General features: G+C 38.7%; 16 protein-coding genes and 1 pseudogene. 1 reads left to right on the plus strand and 16 read right to left on the minus strand.

Annotated elements, in window-relative coordinates:
* Positions 1-3: 3 nt before the first annotated feature.
* The 6 genes from NYE63_RS15260 to NYE63_RS15285 form a co-directional block, all read right to left on the minus strand.
* Positions 4-2208 (minus strand): dihydroxy-acid dehydratase, encoded by a 2205-nt coding sequence (locus NYE63_RS15260; protein WP_342601737.1) that lies wholly within the window; start codon positions 2206-2208, stop codon positions 4-6.
* A gap of 64 nt (positions 2209-2272) precedes the next feature.
* Positions 2273-3523 (minus strand): lactate racemase domain-containing protein, encoded by a 1251-nt coding sequence (locus NYE63_RS15265; protein ID WP_342601738.1) that lies wholly within the window; start codon positions 3521-3523, stop codon positions 2273-2275.
* Between the two features lie 24 nt (positions 3524-3547).
* Positions 3548-4588: a TRAP transporter substrate-binding protein gene (locus NYE63_RS15270; protein ID WP_342601739.1), complete on the minus strand. Its 1041-nt coding sequence runs from the start codon at positions 4586-4588 to the stop codon at positions 3548-3550.
* 66 nt (positions 4589-4654) lie between these two features.
* Complete coding sequence (locus tag NYE63_RS15275; RefSeq protein WP_342601740.1) at positions 4655-5932, minus strand: TRAP transporter large permease subunit; 1278 nt, start codon at positions 5930-5932, stop codon at positions 4655-4657.
* Entirely contained in the window at positions 5929-6501 is a 573-nt protein-coding gene (locus NYE63_RS15280; protein ID WP_342601741.1) for a TRAP transporter small permease, read from the minus strand. Before NYE63_RS15280 ends, NYE63_RS15275 begins: the two co-directional genes overlap by 4 nt.
* Positions 6502-6537: 36 nt before the next feature.
* A complete protein-coding gene (locus tag NYE63_RS15285; RefSeq protein ID WP_342601742.1) occupies positions 6538-7566 on the minus strand; it encodes a TRAP transporter substrate-binding protein in 1029 nt (342 codons plus the stop codon).
* Between the two features lie 903 nt (positions 7567-8469).
* Between NYE63_RS15285 and NYE63_RS15290 the strand changes: the two genes are divergently transcribed.
* Positions 8470-10320 carry a HAMP domain-containing methyl-accepting chemotaxis protein gene (locus NYE63_RS15290; RefSeq protein ID WP_342601743.1) on the plus strand — a complete coding sequence of 617 codons (1851 nt, stop codon included), beginning with the start codon at positions 8470-8472 and terminating at the stop codon, positions 10318-10320.
* Here NYE63_RS15290 and NYE63_RS15295 read toward each other — a convergent pair.
* From NYE63_RS15295 to NYE63_RS15340, 10 genes and pseudogenes are all read right to left on the minus strand, one after another.
* A complete protein-coding gene (locus NYE63_RS15295) occupies positions 10284-11243 on the minus strand; it encodes a DUF4822 domain-containing protein (RefSeq protein WP_342601744.1) in 960 nt (319 codons plus the stop codon). The two genes, NYE63_RS15290 and NYE63_RS15295, sit on opposite strands and share 37 nt — an antisense overlap.
* Before the next feature lie 79 nt (positions 11244-11322).
* Positions 11323-12024 (minus strand): ankyrin repeat domain-containing protein, encoded by a 702-nt coding sequence (locus tag NYE63_RS15300; protein WP_342601745.1) that lies wholly within the window; start codon positions 12022-12024, stop codon positions 11323-11325.
* Positions 12025-12310: 286 nt separating this feature from the next.
* Positions 12311-12997, minus strand: coding sequence for a response regulator transcription factor (locus NYE63_RS15305; RefSeq protein ID WP_342601746.1), 687 nt, complete (start codon positions 12995-12997; stop codon positions 12311-12313).
* Complete coding sequence (locus NYE63_RS15310; protein WP_342601747.1) at positions 12994-14442, minus strand: HAMP domain-containing sensor histidine kinase; 1449 nt, start codon at positions 14440-14442, stop codon at positions 12994-12996. The genes NYE63_RS15305 and NYE63_RS15310 overlap by 4 nt, the downstream gene beginning before the upstream one ends.
* 1233 nt (positions 14443-15675) lie before the next feature.
* Complete coding sequence (locus NYE63_RS15315) at positions 15676-15828, minus strand: hypothetical protein (RefSeq protein WP_342601748.1); 153 nt, start codon at positions 15826-15828, stop codon at positions 15676-15678.
* A 284-nt stretch (positions 15829-16112) separates the two neighbouring features.
* On the minus strand, positions 16113-16814 hold the full coding sequence (gene sdaAB, locus NYE63_RS15320) for an L-serine ammonia-lyase, iron-sulfur-dependent subunit beta (protein ID WP_342605778.1): 702 nt from the start codon (positions 16812-16814) through the stop codon (positions 16113-16115).
* A pseudogene (gene sdaAA / locus NYE63_RS15325) lies at positions 16812-17675 on the minus strand (L-serine ammonia-lyase, iron-sulfur-dependent, subunit alpha); the annotation flags it as partial. The gene sdaAB and the pseudogene sdaAA, both read right to left, overlap by 3 nt.
* Before the next feature lie 70 nt (positions 17676-17745).
* Positions 17746-18927 carry an amidohydrolase gene (locus tag NYE63_RS15330; protein WP_342601749.1) on the minus strand — a complete coding sequence of 394 codons (1182 nt, stop codon included), beginning with the start codon at positions 18925-18927 and terminating at the stop codon, positions 17746-17748.
* 14 nt (positions 18928-18941) lie between these two features.
* A complete protein-coding gene (locus tag NYE63_RS15335; protein ID WP_342601750.1) occupies positions 18942-20177 on the minus strand; it encodes an MFS transporter in 1236 nt (411 codons plus the stop codon).
* 162 nt (positions 20178-20339) lie between these two features.
* Positions 20340-22658 carry a helix-turn-helix domain-containing protein gene (locus NYE63_RS15340; RefSeq protein WP_342601751.1) on the minus strand — a complete coding sequence of 773 codons (2319 nt, stop codon included), beginning with the start codon at positions 22656-22658 and terminating at the stop codon, positions 20340-20342.
* Positions 22659-22753 lie beyond the last annotated feature (95 nt).

Below are 22753 nucleotides of genomic sequence, written 5' to 3' on the forward strand. Positions count from 1 at the left end.
TCCTCATTTTATTTCTACTTTTTTTCCTTGAAGTAAAATATCCTGTTCATAATCCAGTACCGCATCCTCAATGACAGCGATAGGGACAACACCATTTGCTGCATCTGTATGTCCAAACATCCTGTTGCTGGCTGCAACCATTTTTTGTCTTACCTTCATACGCAGCTTGCGTTCAGTCGCCAATGATTTCCTTTCTTCTTTAAAATGATCCGCAAAATCATGAACAACCTTTCCTGAATGAAGTTGAGTGGAATCGACAAAATCAATCCGTCGATCACGAAGCTGAAGGTGAATTACATCCCCTGATTTAAGTAAGCCAATGCCGCCACCTTCATATGATTCCGGTGTCATATGTCCTATAGCAGCACCATATGTGACTCCTGAATAGCGGCCGTCGCTAATGATTGTAGCGATTTTTTTCATAACACGATTTGCATTGATGTGTTGCATTGGTGTAAACATTTCCGGCATTCCGAATGCCACTGGCCCCTGCCCTGAGATAATAACCGCAATTTTCAATGTGCCTTCTTCAACCATCCTGTCAAATAACTCCCCATAGGAAGCGTCTTTTAGAAGAGACCATTCCGGCTCATTGTTGTATTTAAGAGATTCGAGCAATAGATTATGTTCGAAAAGCTTTTGCTCTTTTATTTTTGAAAGCAGATTTGAATCGAGCAGGCTTTTATTTGCATCATCTTCATTTTCGTAATAAAGGACAAATGCCAGCTTATCATCGAATTGGTCAAGCTGTGGTGTCGGCATTCCGCTGATTTTTACAACAGCGCTTTCAAAGAAGTTTCCTTTTAATACATCAACACCGCTGAACCCACGGCGTGGGTTGGATAAAATGACCTGATTTTTCTTTACATTCAACGCTTTTAGGCTGCTTGTAATCGAAAGACGTTCTTTCCAAGTTTTTGCTGCGACAGTCGGCGCATCCTGATCCATTGGTACACCATTTTCAATAAGTTCATAAAAAAGTGTTTCCATTCCTCTGCTTGTCCCGCTGCAACACTGCATCGCAAGTGAATAAATGTCTCTTCCTTCCGTCAAACTGTAATCAAATAAGTCAGGAATCGGATGTGAATGATGAATGCGGTCAAGGTCCCATAAGCTGAATTTGAACCCTGCATAAAGCATGCCTGCGACAATATGCATCATTAAGTTAGTAGAACCACCTGAAGCGCTGTGAATACGGATTGCATTTTTTATATTCGCAGCGACAATGTTGGCCACGCCGTAGCGCTCTTCGTTTATCATGCCGGCAAAGCTATCAAGCACCGAGTTAATCTGGCGTTGTGTTGGTGGATCGGTTAACAGCTCCACGGCTGGATGAACGAGACCCATGCCTGCCACTAAATGACGTGAACTATTCCCCGTACCATTGAAGGCACATACACCTCCCTGTCCGTCACATGTTGCGACAGCAAGTCTCATTTCAAAATATTTATGCTGTTCCTTCGTCAATATTCCTCGTTCATAGGCCCGTTCAAACACGCCCTGAAATGCAGTATTCGATGAACATTGCAATATATATGCCATCGTATCTCGTAAATCAACGGCTACATCAGTAGCTCCTTTACTTTCCGCTTTTTTCGCAAGAGTTTCCAATTCTTCAATTACGTCAGCTGGAATCGAACCGCCTTCTAATACGTGAGCAGGTGCGAATGTTGCGAAAAAGGGTGCTTCACCACGGTTTCGGCGAACACGATCAACATGTGCGAGTGCACTTACAACACCTAGAGGCTGCTTATCACACCCTTGAATGACGAATGCACCATGATAACTGTGAGCCTCTAGCTGGTTAACAACCATTTGTGCAACCGCGTTGCGGCTCTGGAGAGAGTAACTCATTCCTTGATTGTTTTGCGCAGTGCCATCACACATTACCGGTGTAGAGAAATGAAACGGAACGCCGCCGTTTTGCCAGATGCGGATTGCTGCCCGTGCCGACGTTTGGTAATCCATTATATGAGCTGGATGATCAGACGAACCACCGATAATCGCGATACGCGGGGCATTCCTCTCTAGCCTCATATAAATTTCTTCAAGCGTCCAATCAGGCTTGCCCCCTTCATATGTGGAGCCAAGCGTCAGCTTCGAACGGTCCAATAGACCCGCAACCGTAATGGGTTCATTTGCTTTTCCCTGTACATTATCGCGGTAAGGGTTTATTTCGTTATCAATAAGTGGATATAGGTGTGTCATTTCAGCACTCCTTTTCTGATTTCAAATGAATTCTTCCATTCTCTAAAAATATTAAAGAAGGTTTTTAGTCTAGTGCCAATCCTTCTGGTTCTGACAGGATCTCTATATTTTTGTTTTTTAAAGCTTCTTCCATCATACTTTCAGAAATCCAAATTTCACCGATATCAAGCGTGTTTTTTATCCTTACTACTCTCGCTTTATTCAAATCGAAGGCATTGCACGTTTTGATAGCAGCTTTAACAGCCAATTCCTGCGTATCTAAAAACATCGGGAGCTTTACTACATCTGTCACTGTGCTTGTGAGTGCATTTGCATAGCCTTTTTCCCATTCGATTTCATTCATGACGGCCTTCGTCGTCATATCAGCCATGCCGATGCCGTTTGCATTACCGTGAGTTTTTTCAGTAAGTCCAAGTACAACGGTCCGTTTAACGTCTGGCCCCCCGGTAGCATATGGAGTGGCGAAGTTACCCGTAATATTCGGATCCATTCCATCACCCGAAATGTCCTTTCCGAGTTCATTTACAATAAGTACATCCATCGAATCGAAATGTATTTTTGGCATCAATGATTTTGCTTCAAGCAATAGTCCCGGCTCTACTTCCTCCAGTTCCTCTGCTGGGACTGCGATGATTTTCGCTGGTTTATCATAGGCATTTTCAATAGTCGCAAGACCAAATATGATAGGAGCTTTCGCTAACGAAATTTTCGCCATTTCAGGGACATGTTCCGCCATATACTTAAAGCTGTATGCATGTGCAGCTTCGGCTCCCTTTTGCTTGCCTAAACCGATTGTAATCATTTTCATAAGTCCGCTTTCAACCGGTCCACGAAATGCCGTATGTGGTTTTATCCGATTAATGACTATGATTTTATCCGATTCATATGCAAGCTTATCAATATAGACAGGGAGCCCATTTGGCAATTCATCCAGTTTAATAACTTCCATCGATGACATGATTGGCGCTCCAACCGCTTCTTCTGAAATACCCAGCTGATGCAACACATCGATTTGGCCTTCCGCTGTAGCACCTCCATGACTTCCCATTGCAGGGACTATAAAAGGATTGCCACCAGCCTCCATAACGGCCGCTACCGTTTCTCTTACTAAAATAGGAAGGTCCGCTACCCCTCTGCTTCCTACTGCAATTGCCACCCTGTCATCTTCATTAATTCTTGATAAGACACCAGCTTCTTTTATCGCCTTCTTCACCTCACCAGCTACATCAGCGATTTGAGGTGTACGAAATTTCTGTCTCACCTTGACCATTCTCGGTAATTGGATTTCACGTAAAAGTTCAGAGATAATATCCATTTTCTATCCTCCAAACAGTCTGGATTATTTACCGCGTACTTTTTCAACTTCGCTCATCATTTCTTTTACTAGATCCTGACCAAATTTCTGAGCATATTCGTCCGTTACTGGTTGGATGACTTTCTTCATTTTTTCCATTTCTTCCGGCTCTACTTCATTGATTTTCATTCCTTCTTCTTTTAGATACTTAAGTGCTTTTTCATTTTCTTTTTGGTTAACTTCCCGTTGATACTTTCCAGCCTCTTGTGCGGCCTCACTCATGATTTTTTGCTCTTGTTCTGATAGGTCATCCCAGAACTTTTTACTTACAAGGAATACAAATGGTGTATAAACATGATTTGTAAGACTTAAGTAGTCTTGCACTTCATTATATTTTTGCGTTTGAATTGTTGCGAGTGGATTCTCCTGCCCATCAACAGTGCCAGTTTCCAACGCAGTAAATACTTCAGAGAAGGCCATCGGCGATGGATTCGCCCCTAACTTTGAAAATGCATCTAAATGCACTTCATTTTGCATGGTACGAAGTTTAAGACCTTTGAAATCATCAGCCGTTTTAACAGGATGTTTACTATTGGTTATGTTTCGGAAGCCGTTTTCCCAGTATCCCAAACCTACTAAATCATGTTCCGGTAACTTATCCAATAGTTTTTTGCCTACTGCACCATCAAGTACTGTATAAGCTTCCTCTTCATTATTAAAGACAAATGGGAAGTCATAAATTCCAAATTCCTTAATCATACCAACAAGTGGAGAAGTTGAAGGCACTGTTACTTCCTGTAAACCGCCTTGAAGTGCTTCAGTCATTTTCTGATCATCTCCAAGAGTGGCATCAAAGAAGTTTTTGACTTTCATTTTCCCACCGCTTTTTTCTTCAAGCAGTTCTTTAAATTTTTCCATCCCCTGCCCTTGTGGGTGCATTTTACTATTTCCGATTCCTGCTTTGATTGTTCTTTCCTGTATACCGTCAGCTGTAGCGCTTTCACTTTGTCCGCTTCCGCAAGCACTTAATAGTAGTACTGAAGGCAGTAAAACTCCAACCGCCAAACGTTTGAACAAATTATTCATTTTCATTTTCCTCCCATAAAATAAGATGAATATCAGCATACTGACCCAATTACTTGTTTAATTCCGTTAGGAGGTAAACCATTCTAGAGGAACCATTACTAAGGAAGGAAACAAAATCAACAAGATCAATACAATTACTTCCACGAGCAAGAAAGGCCAAATCCCCTTCATGATTTCTTCCATACTGATCTTACTTATGCCGCACATGACATTTAAAACGGTTCCGACCGGTGGTGTAAGTAAACCGATGGCGTTATTCAGGATAAACAGGACACCAAAGTAAACTGGATCAATACCTGCAGCGACCACCAAAGGCATCAAGACAGGTGTAAGAATAAGGATCGTCGGCGTCATATCCATAGCAGTTCCAACTACGATGACCAATAAATTTATCATTATTAATAGAAGGAATGGATGATCCATAAATGGTTCCAGCAATCCAATTACCTGTCCAGGTAAATCGGCTACAGTTATCAGCCAGGATGACACGAGTGCTGCAGCCACCAGAAACATGACAACACTCGTCATTTTTCCTGCATGAACAAAGACTTCATACAAATCTTTCACTTTCATTTCGCGATAGATTACAAGTCCGACAAATATTGCATAGACTGCAGCCACCACTGCCGCTTCAGTCGGTGTGAATAAACCGAATTTCAATCCACCAATGATAATGACGGGCAGGAATAGAGCCCAAATGCCTTGACGAAGAGAAGTAAGTATTTCTTTTGCTGAAGCTCGAGGGTTTACGGCGACTTTATCTTTTCGTGCAACAATGGCCCAGGTAACCGTAAGTCCAACCGCTAGTAAAATACCTGGAACGATTCCTGCCATAAACAGCTTTGTAATGGACACACCACTCGCGACACCGAAAATGATAAAGCCAATACTTGGCGGAATGATCGGGGCAATGATACCACCAGATGCAATCAACCCACTTGACCGGTTCACATCATAACCAGACTTCACCATCATTGGAATTAGTATAGCCCCAAGCGCTGCCGTATCGGCAACGGCAGATCCTGATAAACTCGCAAACAACACACTCGCAATGATCGCAACATAGCCAAGGCCTCCCTTGATATGGCCAACCAAATTCATTGCCATCTCAACGATACGCCGTGATAAACCGCCCCGATTCATCGCCTCTCCTGCCAGCATAAAGAACGGTATGGCCATTAGCGGGAAGTTATCCGCGCCACTGATTAGATTTTGTGCGATAATTTGACTATCAAAAATACCAAGGAAATACATTAAAACCACGCTACTCACAAGTAAGGCAAAGGCAATAGGTATTCCAAGTCCCATGGCTCCCAGTAAAGATCCGACAAATACACCTATCATCCCTGTTTCTCCTCCTTGCCGACCCTAATATCTGAAGCAAATTCATCAGTATGGAGAGAAATTAGCTCTTCTGACTCACTTATCATCACCAATTCTTCGTCTTTAATTTTATTGAAGAAAATCCGATACAAATTGTAAATGATCATGCTGCCCATTGAAACACTCACAAGAATACCTGTCCCATATACAAATGCCAGTGGCATGCCGGTAGCTGGTGCAGTACTATCAATGTTTATCAATGTCATTTTCCAGCTACCATCCAGTATCAGGAGAAGAACGAATAACATCATCAAATCACTAATAACAAGAACCACTTTTTTCATCTTATTCGGGAGCCGTTTGATTACCATGTCGACACCTAAGTGTTCTTTGTTTTTGAAAGCTCCGATGGCGCCGAGGAACGTCAACCAAATAAAGAGATACCTTGACATTTCTTCTGACCAAGTAATCCCTGAATTAAAGAAATAACGAAGAACTACATTACCAAACACAAGAACAACCATAATTGCTAACGCAGCTGCCATAATAATGTTCAACGAATTTTCTAAGGTTCTGGAAATTTTATTCACCTATACATCTCCCCCTTCCTATCTAAAGCGCCTGCTTCATTCTGCTTTTATTTTTCCGACAAGCTCCTCCGCCCAGTCATTTTCCTCAAAGACTTCATCATAAACAGGTTGAGATGCTTTTAACATTTTTTGTGAAAATTCTTCGTCAGGCTTAGTAAATTTGATTCCATTATCCTTAAGATATGCTTTGTCATCTTTATAACTTTTTTCCATCAAATCAAACTCATATGCTGCCGACTCTTTTGCTGCTTTTTGAATGATCGTTTGTTGCTCCTTTGTTAGACCTTTATAGAATTTGCTATTGATAATGTAAATATTGGGGCTGAACATATGCTTGGATTCTAGTACATCACTTTGAACTTCATTCCACCCCGAGGATCTAAGCGTGGCAATGGGATTATCTTGAGCATCAACTACCTTTTGTTCAAGTGCGGTAAAAACTTCTGAAATAGGTAATGGGCTAACGTTTGCCCCCAATGATTCACCTAATTTTATGTAATTTGGAATGTTCGGCATTCTGAGTCGAAGTCCATCAAAATCTTTCATACTCTTAATTGGACGATTACTCGAAAACATCCTAAATCCATTTGCACTCCATGCGAGCGGTGTCACTCCATGTTTTGGATCAAGCTCTTCTGTCAATTCATCTCCGATAGGTCCATTCAATACCTTCTTTACATGATCGTAATCCCTAAATAGGAAAGGCCATTCCGGAACACCCATTTTCGGAATGTCCGACTGCATAATTAGTCCTGGAACACCCATTTCAATCGTTCCGTTTCTGACGCCGTCATAAAATTCTTTTTCTGCACCTAATGTACTGTTCGCATAAATCCGAACCTCTAGTTCACCATTACTCTCCTTTTCTACTATTTTTTTGAATTTTTCTTTCAAAGCAATGTTTTGAGGATGATTTTCAGCAAAATAATTTGCCACTTTAATTGTTTTCTTTTCAACTCCAGATCCACTGGTCTTTTCTCCCTCACCTCCACCACATCCTGATAAAAGGACTGCCATTGCAAGAGTTAAGCTTGTGGAGAATACAAAAAGCTTTCTTTTTTTCAATAAAAACCCTCCCAAAAGTTTTTTTGTAAGCGTTATCATTAATGACTGATTTTAAGAACTTCTCCTCACCCTTGTATAAGCCAAAGTTAAATTGTTTTATATTATAAAACTCCGTTTTTGTTTAATTCGGAGTAAGGAAAACACTTCACTTCTATTTGCGTTTTCACAGTTGATTCATGAATTTTTAAACAATTAATTTTAATAAAATGAAGAGTTAATTTGTTCTATAATATAAAACTCGGTTTTTGAATTTGAAATCTTACGTTGATTATAAGCTTCCATTTTTACTAATGTCAAACCATTTTTTGAATTTTATAACAATTTAACAAATGCTCTATTTTTCACTTTAGAAGATCAACATTTATTAATCTTATCCTTTCCAGTCAAGATTTATAGAATTAGAACGGGAAAGCTGATTTTTTTCTATACTAAGATATTTATAGGGTAGAAAATCAAACATAACAATAGGGTTTTCCTTAAAATACATTCCTCTCCTTTTAATTGAGCTTTTAGTCGGTAATTTTTGTTTTTCCTGCTGAAAAATCTGTCTTTAGGAATTACTTTACTTTCTCGGGGAGGGCGACATGATTCGAATGCAATTCCATTATCTCGTTTATAATTTATTTCATTATCAACCCTACTCTCCGAGAAAAGGAATGACCCTTTTAATCAAAATAAAATAAAGATATAAATACATTTTTAAAGATTTATACTTTTTTCACTTTTGAAAAACTACATTCCATTAATTATATTGAGATCATTTCATAATGAACCTCTCTTACAACAGGTTAAAGGAATAAAAACTCCAACCGAAGGTTTTAAACAGGTCTCATTAAATATATTTAATTATTTCCGATATATAAAACATGGTTAATATATAACATGGGGAAGGAATAAACAAAGATGAATAGACTCAGTACGAAAATAGGTTTTGTTCTATTAACAGGCATGATCATTACATTAATTGGAAGTTTACTATTAATGTATAAAAGTACAAATGATACGGTTGAGAAAACAATCGCTATGAGCAGCTTAGACATAGCAAGCAACATCTCTCAAGGAATAAATCCAACATCTTATGCTGATTTTATAAGTAATCAATCCGAAACCTCTGCATATTGGGAGATACGCGAACAGTTAGACGATTATAGACAAAAAACTGGAGCATTATATGTATATACATTGGGGATTAACGAAAGTAGCGAAAAAGTCCATATTCTTATAGATGGAATAAGTAAGGGAGATAAAAAAGCATCTCCCATTTTAACCCCCACAACCGCAACTTCATATCAGGATGTAGAAAGCGTCATGAAGGGAAAGGTTTCTACCACTTCCATCGTTCATGATCCTGAATATGGTGACTATTTATCCGTTTTTGTTCCCATAAAGAAAGGTGACGAGGTCATTGGAATACTAGGAGTGGATATTAATGCCAGCAAAGTCGATGCTACGGCCAGCAAGGTTCTGGGTGGCATCCTTCCCCTGACTATAATAATCAATGTAATCTTAATGGCGATCGTGGTGGGTGCCTTAATATGTTTCTTGACTAGAAAATTAAGCCCCCTTCTCAAGGTCAGCTTGGCTGCAAAGGAAATCTCAAATGGAAATTTATTAACAGCCAATAAACTGATTAGCAACATCAAAGTAAATGGAAACGACGAAATCAAGGTTTTAGTGAAATCCTTTGAAGAAATGATTACAAATACGATTATGATCGTCAACTCCATGAAAAGCTCATCATTCCAGATTTTGGAGTCATCAAGTGATATCGAACACAAAATCAAAGAAATGGACACTTCCACACAATATATCGTTAAAGGCATTCAGCAAGTTGCACGAGCTGCGGAAGTACAATTGCATAGAAGTGAAGAATCATCGAGGGTCATCGAGGAAATGACCATAGGGATACAAAGAATTGCCGAAGCTTCTTCAGAGGTAAGCGAACAGACAAATCATGTTTCAACTAGGATGTCCATTGGAAATAAAGATATAAATGAACTCTCAAATCAAATTCTGCAAGTAAAAGATGTGATGCTGCAAACAAGTTCAGAAATAAAGAAATTGGACGAACAAGCAAATGAGATTGTGAATATTGTACATTTAATTACTGGAATTGCCGAGCAAACAAACCTGCTATCACTAAATGCGGCAATTGAAGCTGCTAGGGCCGGTGAACAGGGTAAAGGATTTGCGGTGGTTTCGAACGAGGTACGGAAATTGGCAGTAGGCACGAAGGAATCAGCAATCAATATACAAAAGTCTCTACTTCATTTTAAATCCATCATAAATGAGTCAGTTAAAATGATGGAAACTGGAACTAAAGAGGTAGAGGAAGGGACAAAATTTGTCTTGAATACAAGACAAACTTTTAAACAGACGATAAAATCTTTTGAGCATGTTAGTGATCAGATTCAAGAAATATCCGCCATTACAGAGCAAATGGCAGCAAGTTCTCAGGAAATCAATGCTTCAATAGAAGATTTTGCAGGGTTAACAAGGGAAACTGCAGTGGCTTCAAAGCAAGTGGCACAATCAACCGATCAACAGGCGAAATCCATGGAGGACATCTCCTTCTCAACCTCCTCGATGGTAAAGCTCGCTAATGACCTGGAAACATCCGTTGAACAGTTGAACAGTTTAACGCGTAATATCTTGAAACACTATTCTATTACTATATTAAGAAAGGGATTTTGCATTTTTGCAAAATCCCTTTTTATTTACTTAGTTGATTTTAGTTTCAAATCACCTTCATAAGGTATATGTTCAACTGTTATCATTATTTCTTTTCCATCTATATCTTTACCCATTCGTTTATAAGTGAATTTATTTTCATTAAGCTCTGTAAGTTCAAGAACTGCGCCATACTTATTTTCCCCTTGTGAAACATGGGCTCTTATCTTATTTCCATGAACAACATCGTAATAGCCGTAATCACCACGGCTTTCACCGGTTTTAGCATCAAAAAATTCATACTTATTTGTTTTATCATCATATTTTGCCAGTCCTAAATAATTCGAGTTATATCTTGATACATCATTTCCCTTTTCATCCAATGCCACTGTTCCTTGCCATGTGGTGCTAGATAAAATTTTGTCTCCATCAACGTCTGTATCTACTTCCCCTGTGTAAGTTTCCAAAGTTTTATCTGGATCAGTAAAGGAAAGTTCTGTTTCAGTATAAGGAATATGATCAACAAACACTTCTACGTCATTACCATTAGCATCTTTACCCATTCTTTTATAAGTAAACATATCCTTATTCAGTTCTGTTATTTCAACAACGGCTTGGTAACCCATTGATTCTGAAATTAACACTCGCATCTTCCCGTTGGTGATAAAGAAAGTTCCTTTATCACCACGACTTTTTTTTGTATTTTTATCAAAAAATTCATATCTCGATGCTTCATCGTCATATTTTGCTAGACCAATAAAGTTTGCATTCTCTTTTGTTAAGTCATTATTATTCTTATCATAAACTTTAGTTCCTTGCCAATTCGTGCTACTAAGAATTTTAGTCAATTCCTGTCCTGTGGTTAACTTATTTTCTTGTTTACTCTCTTTAGATGTTTGTTCATGCTTCTGTGCACTAACATTTTCTTGTGCGTTTGTGTTACATCCTGTTATGACCAATGTTAACCCAAGTAGTATAGATGATGAAATTTTTGCTTTTTTGTTCATTTTTTCGTCTCCTCATTATATTGTGGTTTTAATTTTGTAATGCAATCGACATTACAAATTAGAAGTATCAGCGATCTGGTTATTTTGCTCCTGCTGATAGTAAAATTTGTTCAATCTCTTTAAATCCTTTCTCACGGGCATGTTGTAAAGGGGTCACATTATTATTATCAGGAATGTTTACGTCTGCCCCATGATCTACTAGCAATTGCACTGTTTGCTGTTGTTTTCCATCACCATTATTCAAAATGATAGCTTCTAGCAAAGCTGTCCAACCGAGATCATTTACATGATTCACATCAATATCAGTTTTAGTAAGCAGTTCTTTAATAACTTCAACATATCCATGTTCCGAAGCAGGGATTAAAGCCGTTCCTCCATAACGGTTGGTTATAGACGGGTCCGCACCTGCTTCAATGGCAAGTTTAAGTATATCTACATAACCTTCAGCACCGGCATACAAGAAGGGGCTATTTTTCATGTCATCCTGAATGTTGACGTCTGCACCCGCTTCAATAAGGATTTTTGCAGTCTTTACATCATTGTTATAAGTCGCAATCATAGTGGCGGTTCGCCCTTCCGAGTCCTGTGTATTAATATCTGCACCCTGCTCAATCAAACTTCTTATTCTTTCCGTTTCTTTTCGTTCTACAGTTTGAATCAGTTGTACATCCATTCCCTTTCCTGTCTCCTTTTCTTGTTTATTTAGCTCTACTTCGTTATCTAAGGCACAGCCTTGAAGGATGATAAGGCATCCGATGACAATCGTTAACCGTCTCCACATGAAACACACCATCCTTTCTCACTTTTGTACATCTTCTGCCCCAAAAGGATTTTCCGTCATTTTGATGTACCAAAATGGCTTGTTCCAAAAAGCTTTTTGAGGTAGCATGAGGAATTTTTCTCCCTTTTATTTTTAGTTGCTTACTTATTCCGTCTTCATTATTTTAGTGCTTAATCTTAAACTCCCTCTAAACAATTTCTTAAAAAATGATTAACTTATTAATAAAATTTCTTAATGTTTATAAAAAAATCCCGCCACCTTCGTGACGGGTCATGAAACATACTATTTAAACATTAAAGCGATACCCTGCTCCCCAAACGGTTTCCAAAAATTTAGGATGTGCAGGATCTCTTTCAATTTTTTCACGTAGTTTCCTTATATGGACGGTGACAGTCGAAACATCTGCAGCCGATTCCAATCCCCAAATATTTTCATAAAGCTGTTCTTTGCTTAATACTTGATTCGGATGCATGACAAAAAACACTAACGTATCGAATTCCTTTGTAGTAAACGGGACCACCTCTCCGTTTATGTGAACTCGGCGTGCTGACTTATCTATTGAAATTCCATGAACATAAATTGAATTAGATTTGGGGTGACTTCCTGATAAACGTTCATAACGCGCTAAATGCGCTTTCACTCTTGCAACTAGTTCACTTGGACTAAAGGGCTTTGTAATATAATCATCTGCCCCTAGACCAAGCCCCCGAATTTTATCAATATCTTCCTTTTTGGCGGATACAAGCAATATAGGGATATTTTTGACAGCACGTATTTGTTTGCATATTTCAAATCCATTCAACCCTGGAAGCATGATGTCCAAAATGATTAAATGATAATTTCCTTGAAGGGCCTGTTGGAGACCTGCATCACCAGTATGTTGAATATCGACACTAAAATCATTAATTTCCAAATAGTCCCTTTGCAATTCAGCAATACTGACTTCGTCTTCAATAAGTAATATCTTTTTCACATTTCCTCACCTTTCTTTATGGAAAAGAAGACACTTGTACCTTTTCCTATCTCGCTAGTAGCCCAAATATCTCCTCCATGCTCGCCGATAATTTTTTTTGCAATCGCAAGTCCTAAACCACTTCCACCTGTCAGAGAATTTCTAGATTGCTCAGCACGATAAAAGCGGTTAAAAATATAAGGCAAAGCAGAAGTTTCTATTCCATAGCCATTATCTGTTACTTGTACGACTACATCATATAGTCCTTCATGCAGAGAAATGGAAATGTGTTTTTCATCTTTATTCATATACTTTACACAATTGCTGATTAGGTTGGCCAATACGCGTTTTAGTTTCTCTCTATCCGCTGTCACGTATATCGGTTTATCAAGCCGTTGAAGTTCAATCTGGATTCCTTGTTGAAGTAAATCCAGTTGAAGTTCATCTACGTAGTCTTTTAAATATTTATCTAGTCTGACCGTTTCAAAAGTGAATGGTTCCTTTTTTAAATCCAGCTTGGAAAATAAAAACAATTCATCTATCAATGAATCCATATCTCTTGCTTTTAGGTATACAGTCGATAAATACTTGTCCATTTTCTGTGGGGTGTTTGCTACTCCGTCTTTTATCCCCTCAACATATCCCATAATCGAAGTGATCGGTGTCTTCAAATCATGAGAAATATTAGAAAGAAGTTCTTTGCGATTTTCCTCATACTGAAGCTGAAGGTTTACGGACTCTTTTAACTTTTTTCTCATTTCCTCAAACGCCCTATTCAATTGTCCTATTTCATCATTCGAAGTCGCTTTGATTTCAAAGTTTAAATCTCCTGATTTTATACGCTCTGCGCCTTCTTTAAGTATTGAGATAGGTTTGATGATGCTTCTTGAAACTAAATAATTTAAAAGTCCAATAATCATTACAAACAGTAATAACAATAGCGCGAATAAAATGGGAAATGACTCGCGGGTCAGCTCAGCAAAGGAACTTGCCTTTCTCAATACAAAAATACTTCCTTCACTTTTATCAGAAAAATAAAAATCAAACTTCACATATGTGAAAAAAGTGTCTTTCATTTTGATTGTGTCCCGCGTATTGATGTTCGTTTCTTCGAACACCGGAAGTGATTGAACCAAGCCTAGCTTATCAAGTGTAGGGGAAGTATACTCAATGTTATTTCCTTTTCTAACGACAATCTTAATATCTCTATGTTCAATCTTCTCCAGCTGTTCTTCGTTCAGAAGCTGCTCTGGATTATTTTTTGCCAAAAGCTTTAAATCGAGAAACACACTTTCTTCTACTGCAGTCAAAGGTTTTTGGAGATAAGATTTTTTGTATAAATGCTCTATCGATTTTATATCACCTGTTATTGCAAAAGTAAGTAAAAATCCAGCTGCTAAAAATAAAGTGATGGAAATAAGAATTACGCCAACGTAGGACAACAGAAACCTCATTTTAATTGACAAATAATTTCACCCCATATTGATCTCTCGTTTACTCTTTTATAGAATAGTTCACCGTTTATTCGTTGTTCTTGCATGAAAAATGTTTCCCACGAATTTTACTTACAACTTAAAAAAACCATATCACACAAATCTTAAAATTTTCTAAAATACCTAGAAAAAATCTAATCTATTGTCGGTCTACAATTTTTTATTTAAAAACGTTCCAGTTGTTTTCTGCTGTACGGATAGCAGCTTTCAATTCAGTAATGCTGATTTCTTCGCCGCCAAGGTATTTTTCCATAAGTCTTCATTAACTTCTGCCATTCCCTCAGTAAAATTATAAAAGGGATTCGGGATGAGAGCATTCCGAACCCTATATTGTCTTTAGTTTTTTATTTAAAAAACGTTCCAGCTTGATTTCAGAAATCCGCTCCTTTCCGCCGACTGTCTGCCAAGCCGCATCAAAGCAAGCGTCTGTGGGGTCTCGGCTAGCCAGTTATTCGGCAGGAGTGTCGCAAATTTCTTCAATCTATTGAGGTTTCATCCCATATAAATGAGTAAAAAATCATGGCGTATAACAAAGTCTACTTTTAAAATCACGGTTTAGGTTTATACCATTCGGGACCTCCCTACTATAGATAAATTCGAAGAAAAGCCAATTTACCTACAGTTTTTTACTAAAAAACAGAACAATTGATTGGAACAGAAGGTACGAAACTCATGCGGAAAAAGCGAGTCCAAGGGAGACCCCGCAGGTACAAAGGCGACGAGGGCTGCCCCCCCGCGGAAAGCGAGTGCCTGGAGTGGAAATCAACTATCAGATTTTAAACCTTAAAGAACGTTCCAGATTGATTTCAGAAACTCGATCCCTTTCCTCCGACTGTCTGCTAAGACTACTTGATGCAAGCGTCAGTAGGGACTCAGCTAGAAAGTTTTTTGTTAAAATATTTTTTAATTATACCTTTTATAATAATGATATTATTTATAAATTATCCAAGAATTAAATAAAGCTGCATTTCAGTATTTGATAAATAATAACTATCCCTTCATTTTGATGTATTTTCTTCACAAAGATACGAAATTAATTAAGCGAGAAACCATTATCACTCACACGGAAAAGACCATGTAGCTGCTTTTTAGTAGTTTACTATTTAGTCCAGTGTTTGTAATACATAGAGAAAAAGCGAACTTTCTCCTTAAGGAAAGTCCGCTTTTTACTTCTACAAATTTTTTAAGAAAGTTCACCTGTTCTTCTCATTCATTTGGTGAAACGATCATTTGGTCATCCAATCTAATATCGTCAATCGACCAAAACCAATTATTTTTCGCATTATGCATTCTCCATTGTAATTTCATAGAAGAAGCATCTTCAGGAACCTTAATCGATTTTACTTCATATTTATTCAAAACATGTCCATTTTTATTATCCGAATCAGCTTTATTGTCATAAACGAGAACTTGTTGTTTTTCCCCATTATCAAAGACAGCAGTTACTTCAGCTGTTTGCGTTCCTTCTTGTTTATAGTGAGATGCAAATCCTAAGTATAGATCTTTTGCACCATCAACTTTTACAGAAGGTGAAGTTAATGTACTATCAAAAAAGCCTTTTGATTATGGATTTAACCGCATACCATGCTTTTTCTGCATCAGCGAAAATACGATCGCGAGCTTAATGAATAATAGTTTGGTAGCTACTCAGTTTGAACCAAGACAATTTCGTCAATAATCGGAATCTCTCTTTTTAATAAAGATAAGAGAGTGTCATCAATTGTATTGTCGATTTCACAAATCGTTATTGCAGCACCATTTATTTTGGAACGTTCATTGGCCATACGGGCTATATTGAACCCTTTTTGATAAAGAATATCCGATAATTCGGCAATAACCCCTTTTTGGTCGGAATGGCGAATCACAAGTGTTGGCCGTTCCCCTGAAAATTTAAATGGATACTCATCGAATTCCTGAACCTCCACTTTACCTCCGCCTAAAGAGCTGGCCAAAATCTTAACAGTACTTGTGACCCCTGTCAATTCTACGAGAACGGTATTCGGATGATAGCTTCCAAGCACCCTTTTCGTGAATTCATATTGTAAGCCTTTTTCTTCAGCAATTTTTTTTGCATTTGGAATGCCATCATCCATGGTAGATAACCCAAGAACACCGGCTAATAGAGCCAGGTCTGTTCCATGGCCTTGATAGGTTTCGGCGAAAGAGCCCATTAGCGAGAACGTTGCATATAATGGATATTCGTTTAATACCTGGCGGGCAATATTCCCGATTCGGACAGCCCCGGCTGTATGAGAACTCGAAGGGCCAACCATTACGGGACCGATGATTTCATACGCGCTTTGGTATTTTGCCGGCCCACAGCCACTAGTTTTTCCGCTTAGAATCTGCTTCTTTAATTTTTGCCCGGTCGGAGTTCCGGCAAGACCGCCTATCCCGGTTTCTCTCAACGATTCGGGCATTTGCTGTCCGACTTCATGCATCACATGAATCACTTCATCCGGTGGAATGACGCTGGCTATCCCAGCTAAAGCCATATCTGCAGCAGCTTGGGCGGTAATTGCATGTAAACCGTTGCGGATGATGCACGGGATTTCCACCAACCCAGCAACTGGGTCACAAACCAACCCCAGTGAATTTTTCAAAGCAATTCCGACGGCATTTCCAACCTGCATTGGTGTTCCACCGGCAAGCTCTACTAGGGTGCCGGCTGCCATTGCGGTTGCTGAACCGATTTCAGCTTGGCACCCGCCGGCTGCCCCTGATATCGAAGCTTTATTTGCAACAACTAAGCCGAGGGCAGAGGCAGTGAATATTGACTGTACAATCTGCTCTCGGGTGAATTTCCCGCTGTCAAGTGCATGAACGAGGACAGCTGGCAAGATTCCCGCTGACCCAGCTGTTGGGGTCGCCACAATCCGCCCCATTGCAGCATTTACTTCTGATACCGCGAGCGCATTTGCTGCAGCATTCAATGTCCTTGGATTGACAAAGGAATTCCCGTTTTGGGCATACTGATAAAGACGGTTTCCATCCCCTCCCGTTAAACCAGTACGAGACATGACTGGACTCATTGTACCTCTGCGGACAGCCTCCTCCATAACAGTAAATTGTTCCGACATTTTTTCGATAATCGTCTCCCTGGGATAACCTTTCTGGTGTACCTCTGTTTTTATCATCAATTCCGAAATCGATGTTTTCTCCTGCTCTGCTCGTTCAATTAACTCTTTTAAATTAGTAAAAGACATGTGATCACTCCTGTACAAGAAGAAGGTCCCCACGCCGCAAGCATAAGAACCGTTCCCGTTTTTCTTTTGTTTACTTCTGTCCAAAATATTCTGCAACAACAGCTGCCATTGCTTTTGCCGCGATGATAAGGCTGTCTTCATTAATGACAAATTTAGGATGATGGTGAGGATAAACAGGACCATCCTCCGGCTTTGCTCCAACATAAAACATACTGCCGGGAATCTTTTGCAAATAGTAAGCAAAATCCTCTGACCCAGACATTGGCGGCGTTTCCACTAACGCTTTGATTTCAGGAATTTCGGCCTTTTTAATCCCATTTACAACCAGTTCTGTCATGGTTTTATCATTCACTAAAACAGGGTAATCATGTGAATATATTAAGTCATAGGTAATGTCAAATTCTTGAGCAAGCCCCGCCAAAATTCGCTTGAATTCCGTTTCCACTTTAGCACGAACTTCGCTGGACATGGTTCTAACATCTCCTTCAAGTTCCACGCTGTCCTTAATAACATTAAATGATCCCTTTCCATCAAACGAGCCAATCGTTACTGTCGCCATATCAAATGGATTGATTCGGCGACTGACAATCGTCTGGGCTGCTACAACAAAGTGGCTTGCTGCGACAATGCTGTCATTGCTTGTATGCGGCATCGAACCATGTCCGCCTTTTCCTTGGATTTTCACTTTGAAATACGAGCGTCCGGCCTGCATTTCTCCAGCACGATAAGAGACTTCCCCGGTCACCGATGGGGACATAAGGTGAATACCGAATATACTATCCACACCTTCTAAACATCCATCTTCAATCATGGCAATTGCTCCACCAGGAGGCGTTTCTTCCGCAGGCTGATGCAAGATAACAACGTTTCCTCTTAATTGGTCTTTTATTTCGATTAATGCTTCGGCCAAAATCATTAAATAGGCAGTGTGTCCATCATGACCGCATGCATGCATAACACCTGGATTACTCGATTTAAATGGTACATCTGCCTCTTCCGTAATTGGCAGACCATCAAAATCAGCACGCAGGGCAACTGTTTTACCTGCGAGTCCGCCTTCGATTGTCACAACCACTCCATATCCGCCAACATTTGTCCGTATTATTACATTTTTATCTTTATAAAAATCTGCAATGTATTGAGCAGTCTTTTCTTCTTTAAAAGATAATTCAGGATGTTGATGGAGATATCTGCGTATTTCAATCATTCTTTCTTTTTTCTCTTCAAGTTTTTGCAATAGTTGATCTAACATCATATTCCCTCCTATTATTTTTCTGTTTTAACGGTAAGTATAACTAGACCGCATATTACAACGGCTATTGCCAAGGTGATAAATACGATAGAAAACGATCCACCGGCCATAGAAATTAAAGCACCGAATGCCATTGGAGCAATAAAGCCCCCAAGCGTTCCACCCGTATTGACGACTCCAATGGATGACCCAATTACTTTCTCAGGTAAAATCTTGTGCGGCCAAGAGAAAATCCCCACAAAGATCGTGGTTAATAAAAATGTAAGCACATATAAGAAAGCAATGGAAAGGGCCAATGAATTTGAAAATACTAAACCAAGAAACAACAAGGATGAAATAACTGAACAGCACATTAGCAATAACTTTTCCTTGCCAGCAAAATATTTTGTTAATAATACACCTGCAAATATGGAGGCTAGCGTTCCTCCAATAGCGTTCACTGCCAGGATTATTCCAACCGTACTAATGGATAGTGAAAATTTTGTCTTTAAGAAAGTTGGCAGCCATGACATATTTCCATAAAAGGCTACATTCGCAAGCAGCATAGCAACGAATAAAATAATTACATTTCGATTGGAAATCACTGATTTAAAGCTAACTTGTTTCTTTTCAGTTTTCGTTTTGGCAGTTGGGTCGCTATTAGGTACCATAAAGGCAACCAAAAGTAACGAGATGGCAAACATTGTCCCCAGTGCATAGTAGGCATAATGCCAATTCAAGTCAATCAGCCGTGCCCCAATTACAAAAGCCAAAATTCCGCCAATTCCACTCGTTGACAAAATGAGCGATTGAACAAAAGTCCGTCTTTTTTTCGGGAAATTTTCGGCGATTCCTTTTGAACAGCTTGGAGGATAGCCTGCATGGCCAATACCAGCCAAGAAACGAATCAAAATAAACATCAATAAGCTTCCAGCAAGGCCAAATGCAAATGAAAATATTGTAATAAGCGAAAGCGAAAGCATTAGTACCTTTTTATATCCAATCTTATCTGCGAGCCATCCCCCAGGTATCTGCATTAACGAATAACCAAGGAAAAATAAACTCATTATCAAACCGGTTTGACTTGTTGTTAGATGGAATTGTTCTGCAATTGGGATAATTGCAGTCGAAATCATGTTTTTGTCCATGTAAATCATGGAATAACCAGCCATTAAAGCTGTAGTCAACAAAACTCCACGGGTATTTTTTTCCTTTGATACCGAAAGTTTTGCTTCGCTTTGCTTCTTAATCGTTCCTTGAGAAACAGACATAAAAGGCTACCTCCGAAATAATATTTATGTAATCGCTTTCTTGTCTTCATTATAAATATTTTAAGTATTGAAAACATTCCAATCATTGTCGAAAACATACCCCTTCATTTGCCCTTTTTCAATACTTGGCTTAACCGGACAACAAAAAAAGACCATTAAGTTTTAACCTAATGGCCTAATTTCAAAGAGATGAATGGCATTTAACGTCAAAGTGGATTGTAAAAAGAGCTCCGAGTCAATGTTTTCCTCATAGATTTGCAAATCTGGATAAGCTCGCTGCTTGAGATACGTAATGACCTCTTGGTCATAGATATACTGCTGATTGAGATTGAGCCAATTAAAGTAAAATGCACCGTTATTTCTATCGAGAATGTGTTTGCGAATTTGATAAGTGCCAGAAGGCAGCCCTGAAATCATGATTTTCTTTTCCTTGGTTAAGGAGCTCAAAAAGAAACTTTCGACAGAATAAGTGGGATTAACATAGGAATTGTTATAAATAGCTAATTGGTACCCTTGTTTCCCCTTCGTCAGTACAAAGTCCTCACCTTCAGCTAAAATCTCTAGTCCAATTTTTGCAATTAATTGCATGTTAAAAAACGCAGGACGCTTTATTTGATAATAATAGAGCAGGGCAATTCCATTCATTGAAATATTTTCATTATCCATATTACTTTTTTCTAATGAATGGGTATCAATCCAAAAACCCAAACCGGAAATCTCTTTTATAACATCAAGCATGTCTTTAAAAATGAGAGCTGATCGAAAAAAAGTTCCACTTAAATTTACTGTATTACCGTATAGTGTATTCCAGTTTGTCATGTAAATTGGTTTGCCAGCCAAGCCAGCTGATGAAAGGTTTGCTTTTAATTCAATACAAGATTTCTTTATATAATCTTTTACTCCCTTAAAGGAACTGTTATCCATATCGGTAAAGTCAACTTGTTCATTTGGATTGCAGCTAAAGCAAACCAGGTCAATTTGATCACTTTGCTTTAAAAATTCATTAACAGGGACTGATAATCCTTTTTCTAAGGAAAAAGGCACATGAACTCCGACTTTTGCGGTGGAAGCCCGCTTTTTCACAGTTTGAAAGTGTTGTTGATAAAAAGTCCTTGCTGTTTGATCCCACTCTGAGAAAACCAATTCAAATTGCCATTTCCCGACAAAGGCATCGTCAAAATAACTGACAGCGTGCTGTAAAAATTCATCTAACATCTTTATATAATCCGGGCAGCTTACGACTTCCTTTTCAATCTCCACACTAATGAATGGAATTAAACCCAGCCTTTGAAACTCGTTAAATAACGCATCGATCTTATAATACGGCCCTCCTATTTGCAAAAGCGGGTCGATTGTCGTAAATGTGGGGGAAAATAGGTTCGTGAAATAGGCATAATCAAAATGGAGCTGCTCCTGAATAAGCTTTAATTCTGCTTGGACCTCTTCATTTAAGGCATATTCCAGCTGTCCAATCACCAGTAAACGCTGGGCTTTATCCCGAACAAGAACAGGCTCTTGCGGCAGGTTGATATGTACCGCCGAAATTCCCGATTCTTTCACCGTAACATTTTGGTCCTTTTGCGAAATATACTTGCTCAATTCAATTAAAAAGTCCGGCGAATTCACCAAGGTATATTGTTCGCTTAAATTATTTACTTCCTGTAATGGTTCTTTTTTGTGAAGACCTCGATATTCGGCAGGTGTTTGATTGTACATTTCCTTAAAAGCCTTGTTAAAAGCTTTCACATTTGGAAAACCATTATTTAACGAGACTTTCATAATATTATGATCGGTATATAACAGCTCATGAACAGCTGATTTCAAACGGATTTGTTTTACATATTGTGAAAAACTAACACCAACAGCCTGCTTGAAATAACGAGACAAATAATATAGGGATAGATATTGCCGTTTGGCAATCTCTTCAAAAGACATCTGTTTGCGATAATTTTTTTCAATAAAAGAAAGAATATCCCTAATTCTTTCATCCTTTATTTCAATAAATCGATTCTGCCCGAGATGTGTGGTTTTGAAATTCCGAATAAGGAGTGTAACTAACTTGTAAATCTGGCTGTTGATTTCAAGTTCACTTCCATCCTGCTCTTGGTAATGTGCGATCAATATTTCAGCCATGAGTTGACGGATTTGATCAAAAAGAAGATATAACCCGTTATCCTCTTTGGATGAATGGCAGTCGAAATAACACACATGAATATCCGGATAAAGCTGCTCGATGGAACCAAGGGGAATTTGCAGCAATAGAACTACATTGTCTTCATGCCCCTTTACGGTATGGACATCATTAGAATTAATAAGCAGAAGATCATTTTCCGCCAAGTGAATGGAATCTTGATTGACCATAACCTCAATTTCTCCCCGGATCACGAAAAGAATTTCAATTCCTAAATGGATATGCTGTGAGTGATGGCGAATATTTTGCAAACTGATTTGGTAAGAATCTTCTATTACTGGTTCAGACATGAACATTCACCTTTTTTACTGGGATTTTACCACTGCCCATCAAGCTTTAGCAAATCAATATCAAATGCTATTTTTTAAATATGATGGTAAGAATG

Origin of the sequence: Peribacillus sp. FSL E2-0159 (assembly GCF_038643155.1) — a bacterium.
Lineage (GTDB): Bacteria > Bacillota > Bacilli > Bacillales > DSM-1321 > Peribacillus > Peribacillus simplex.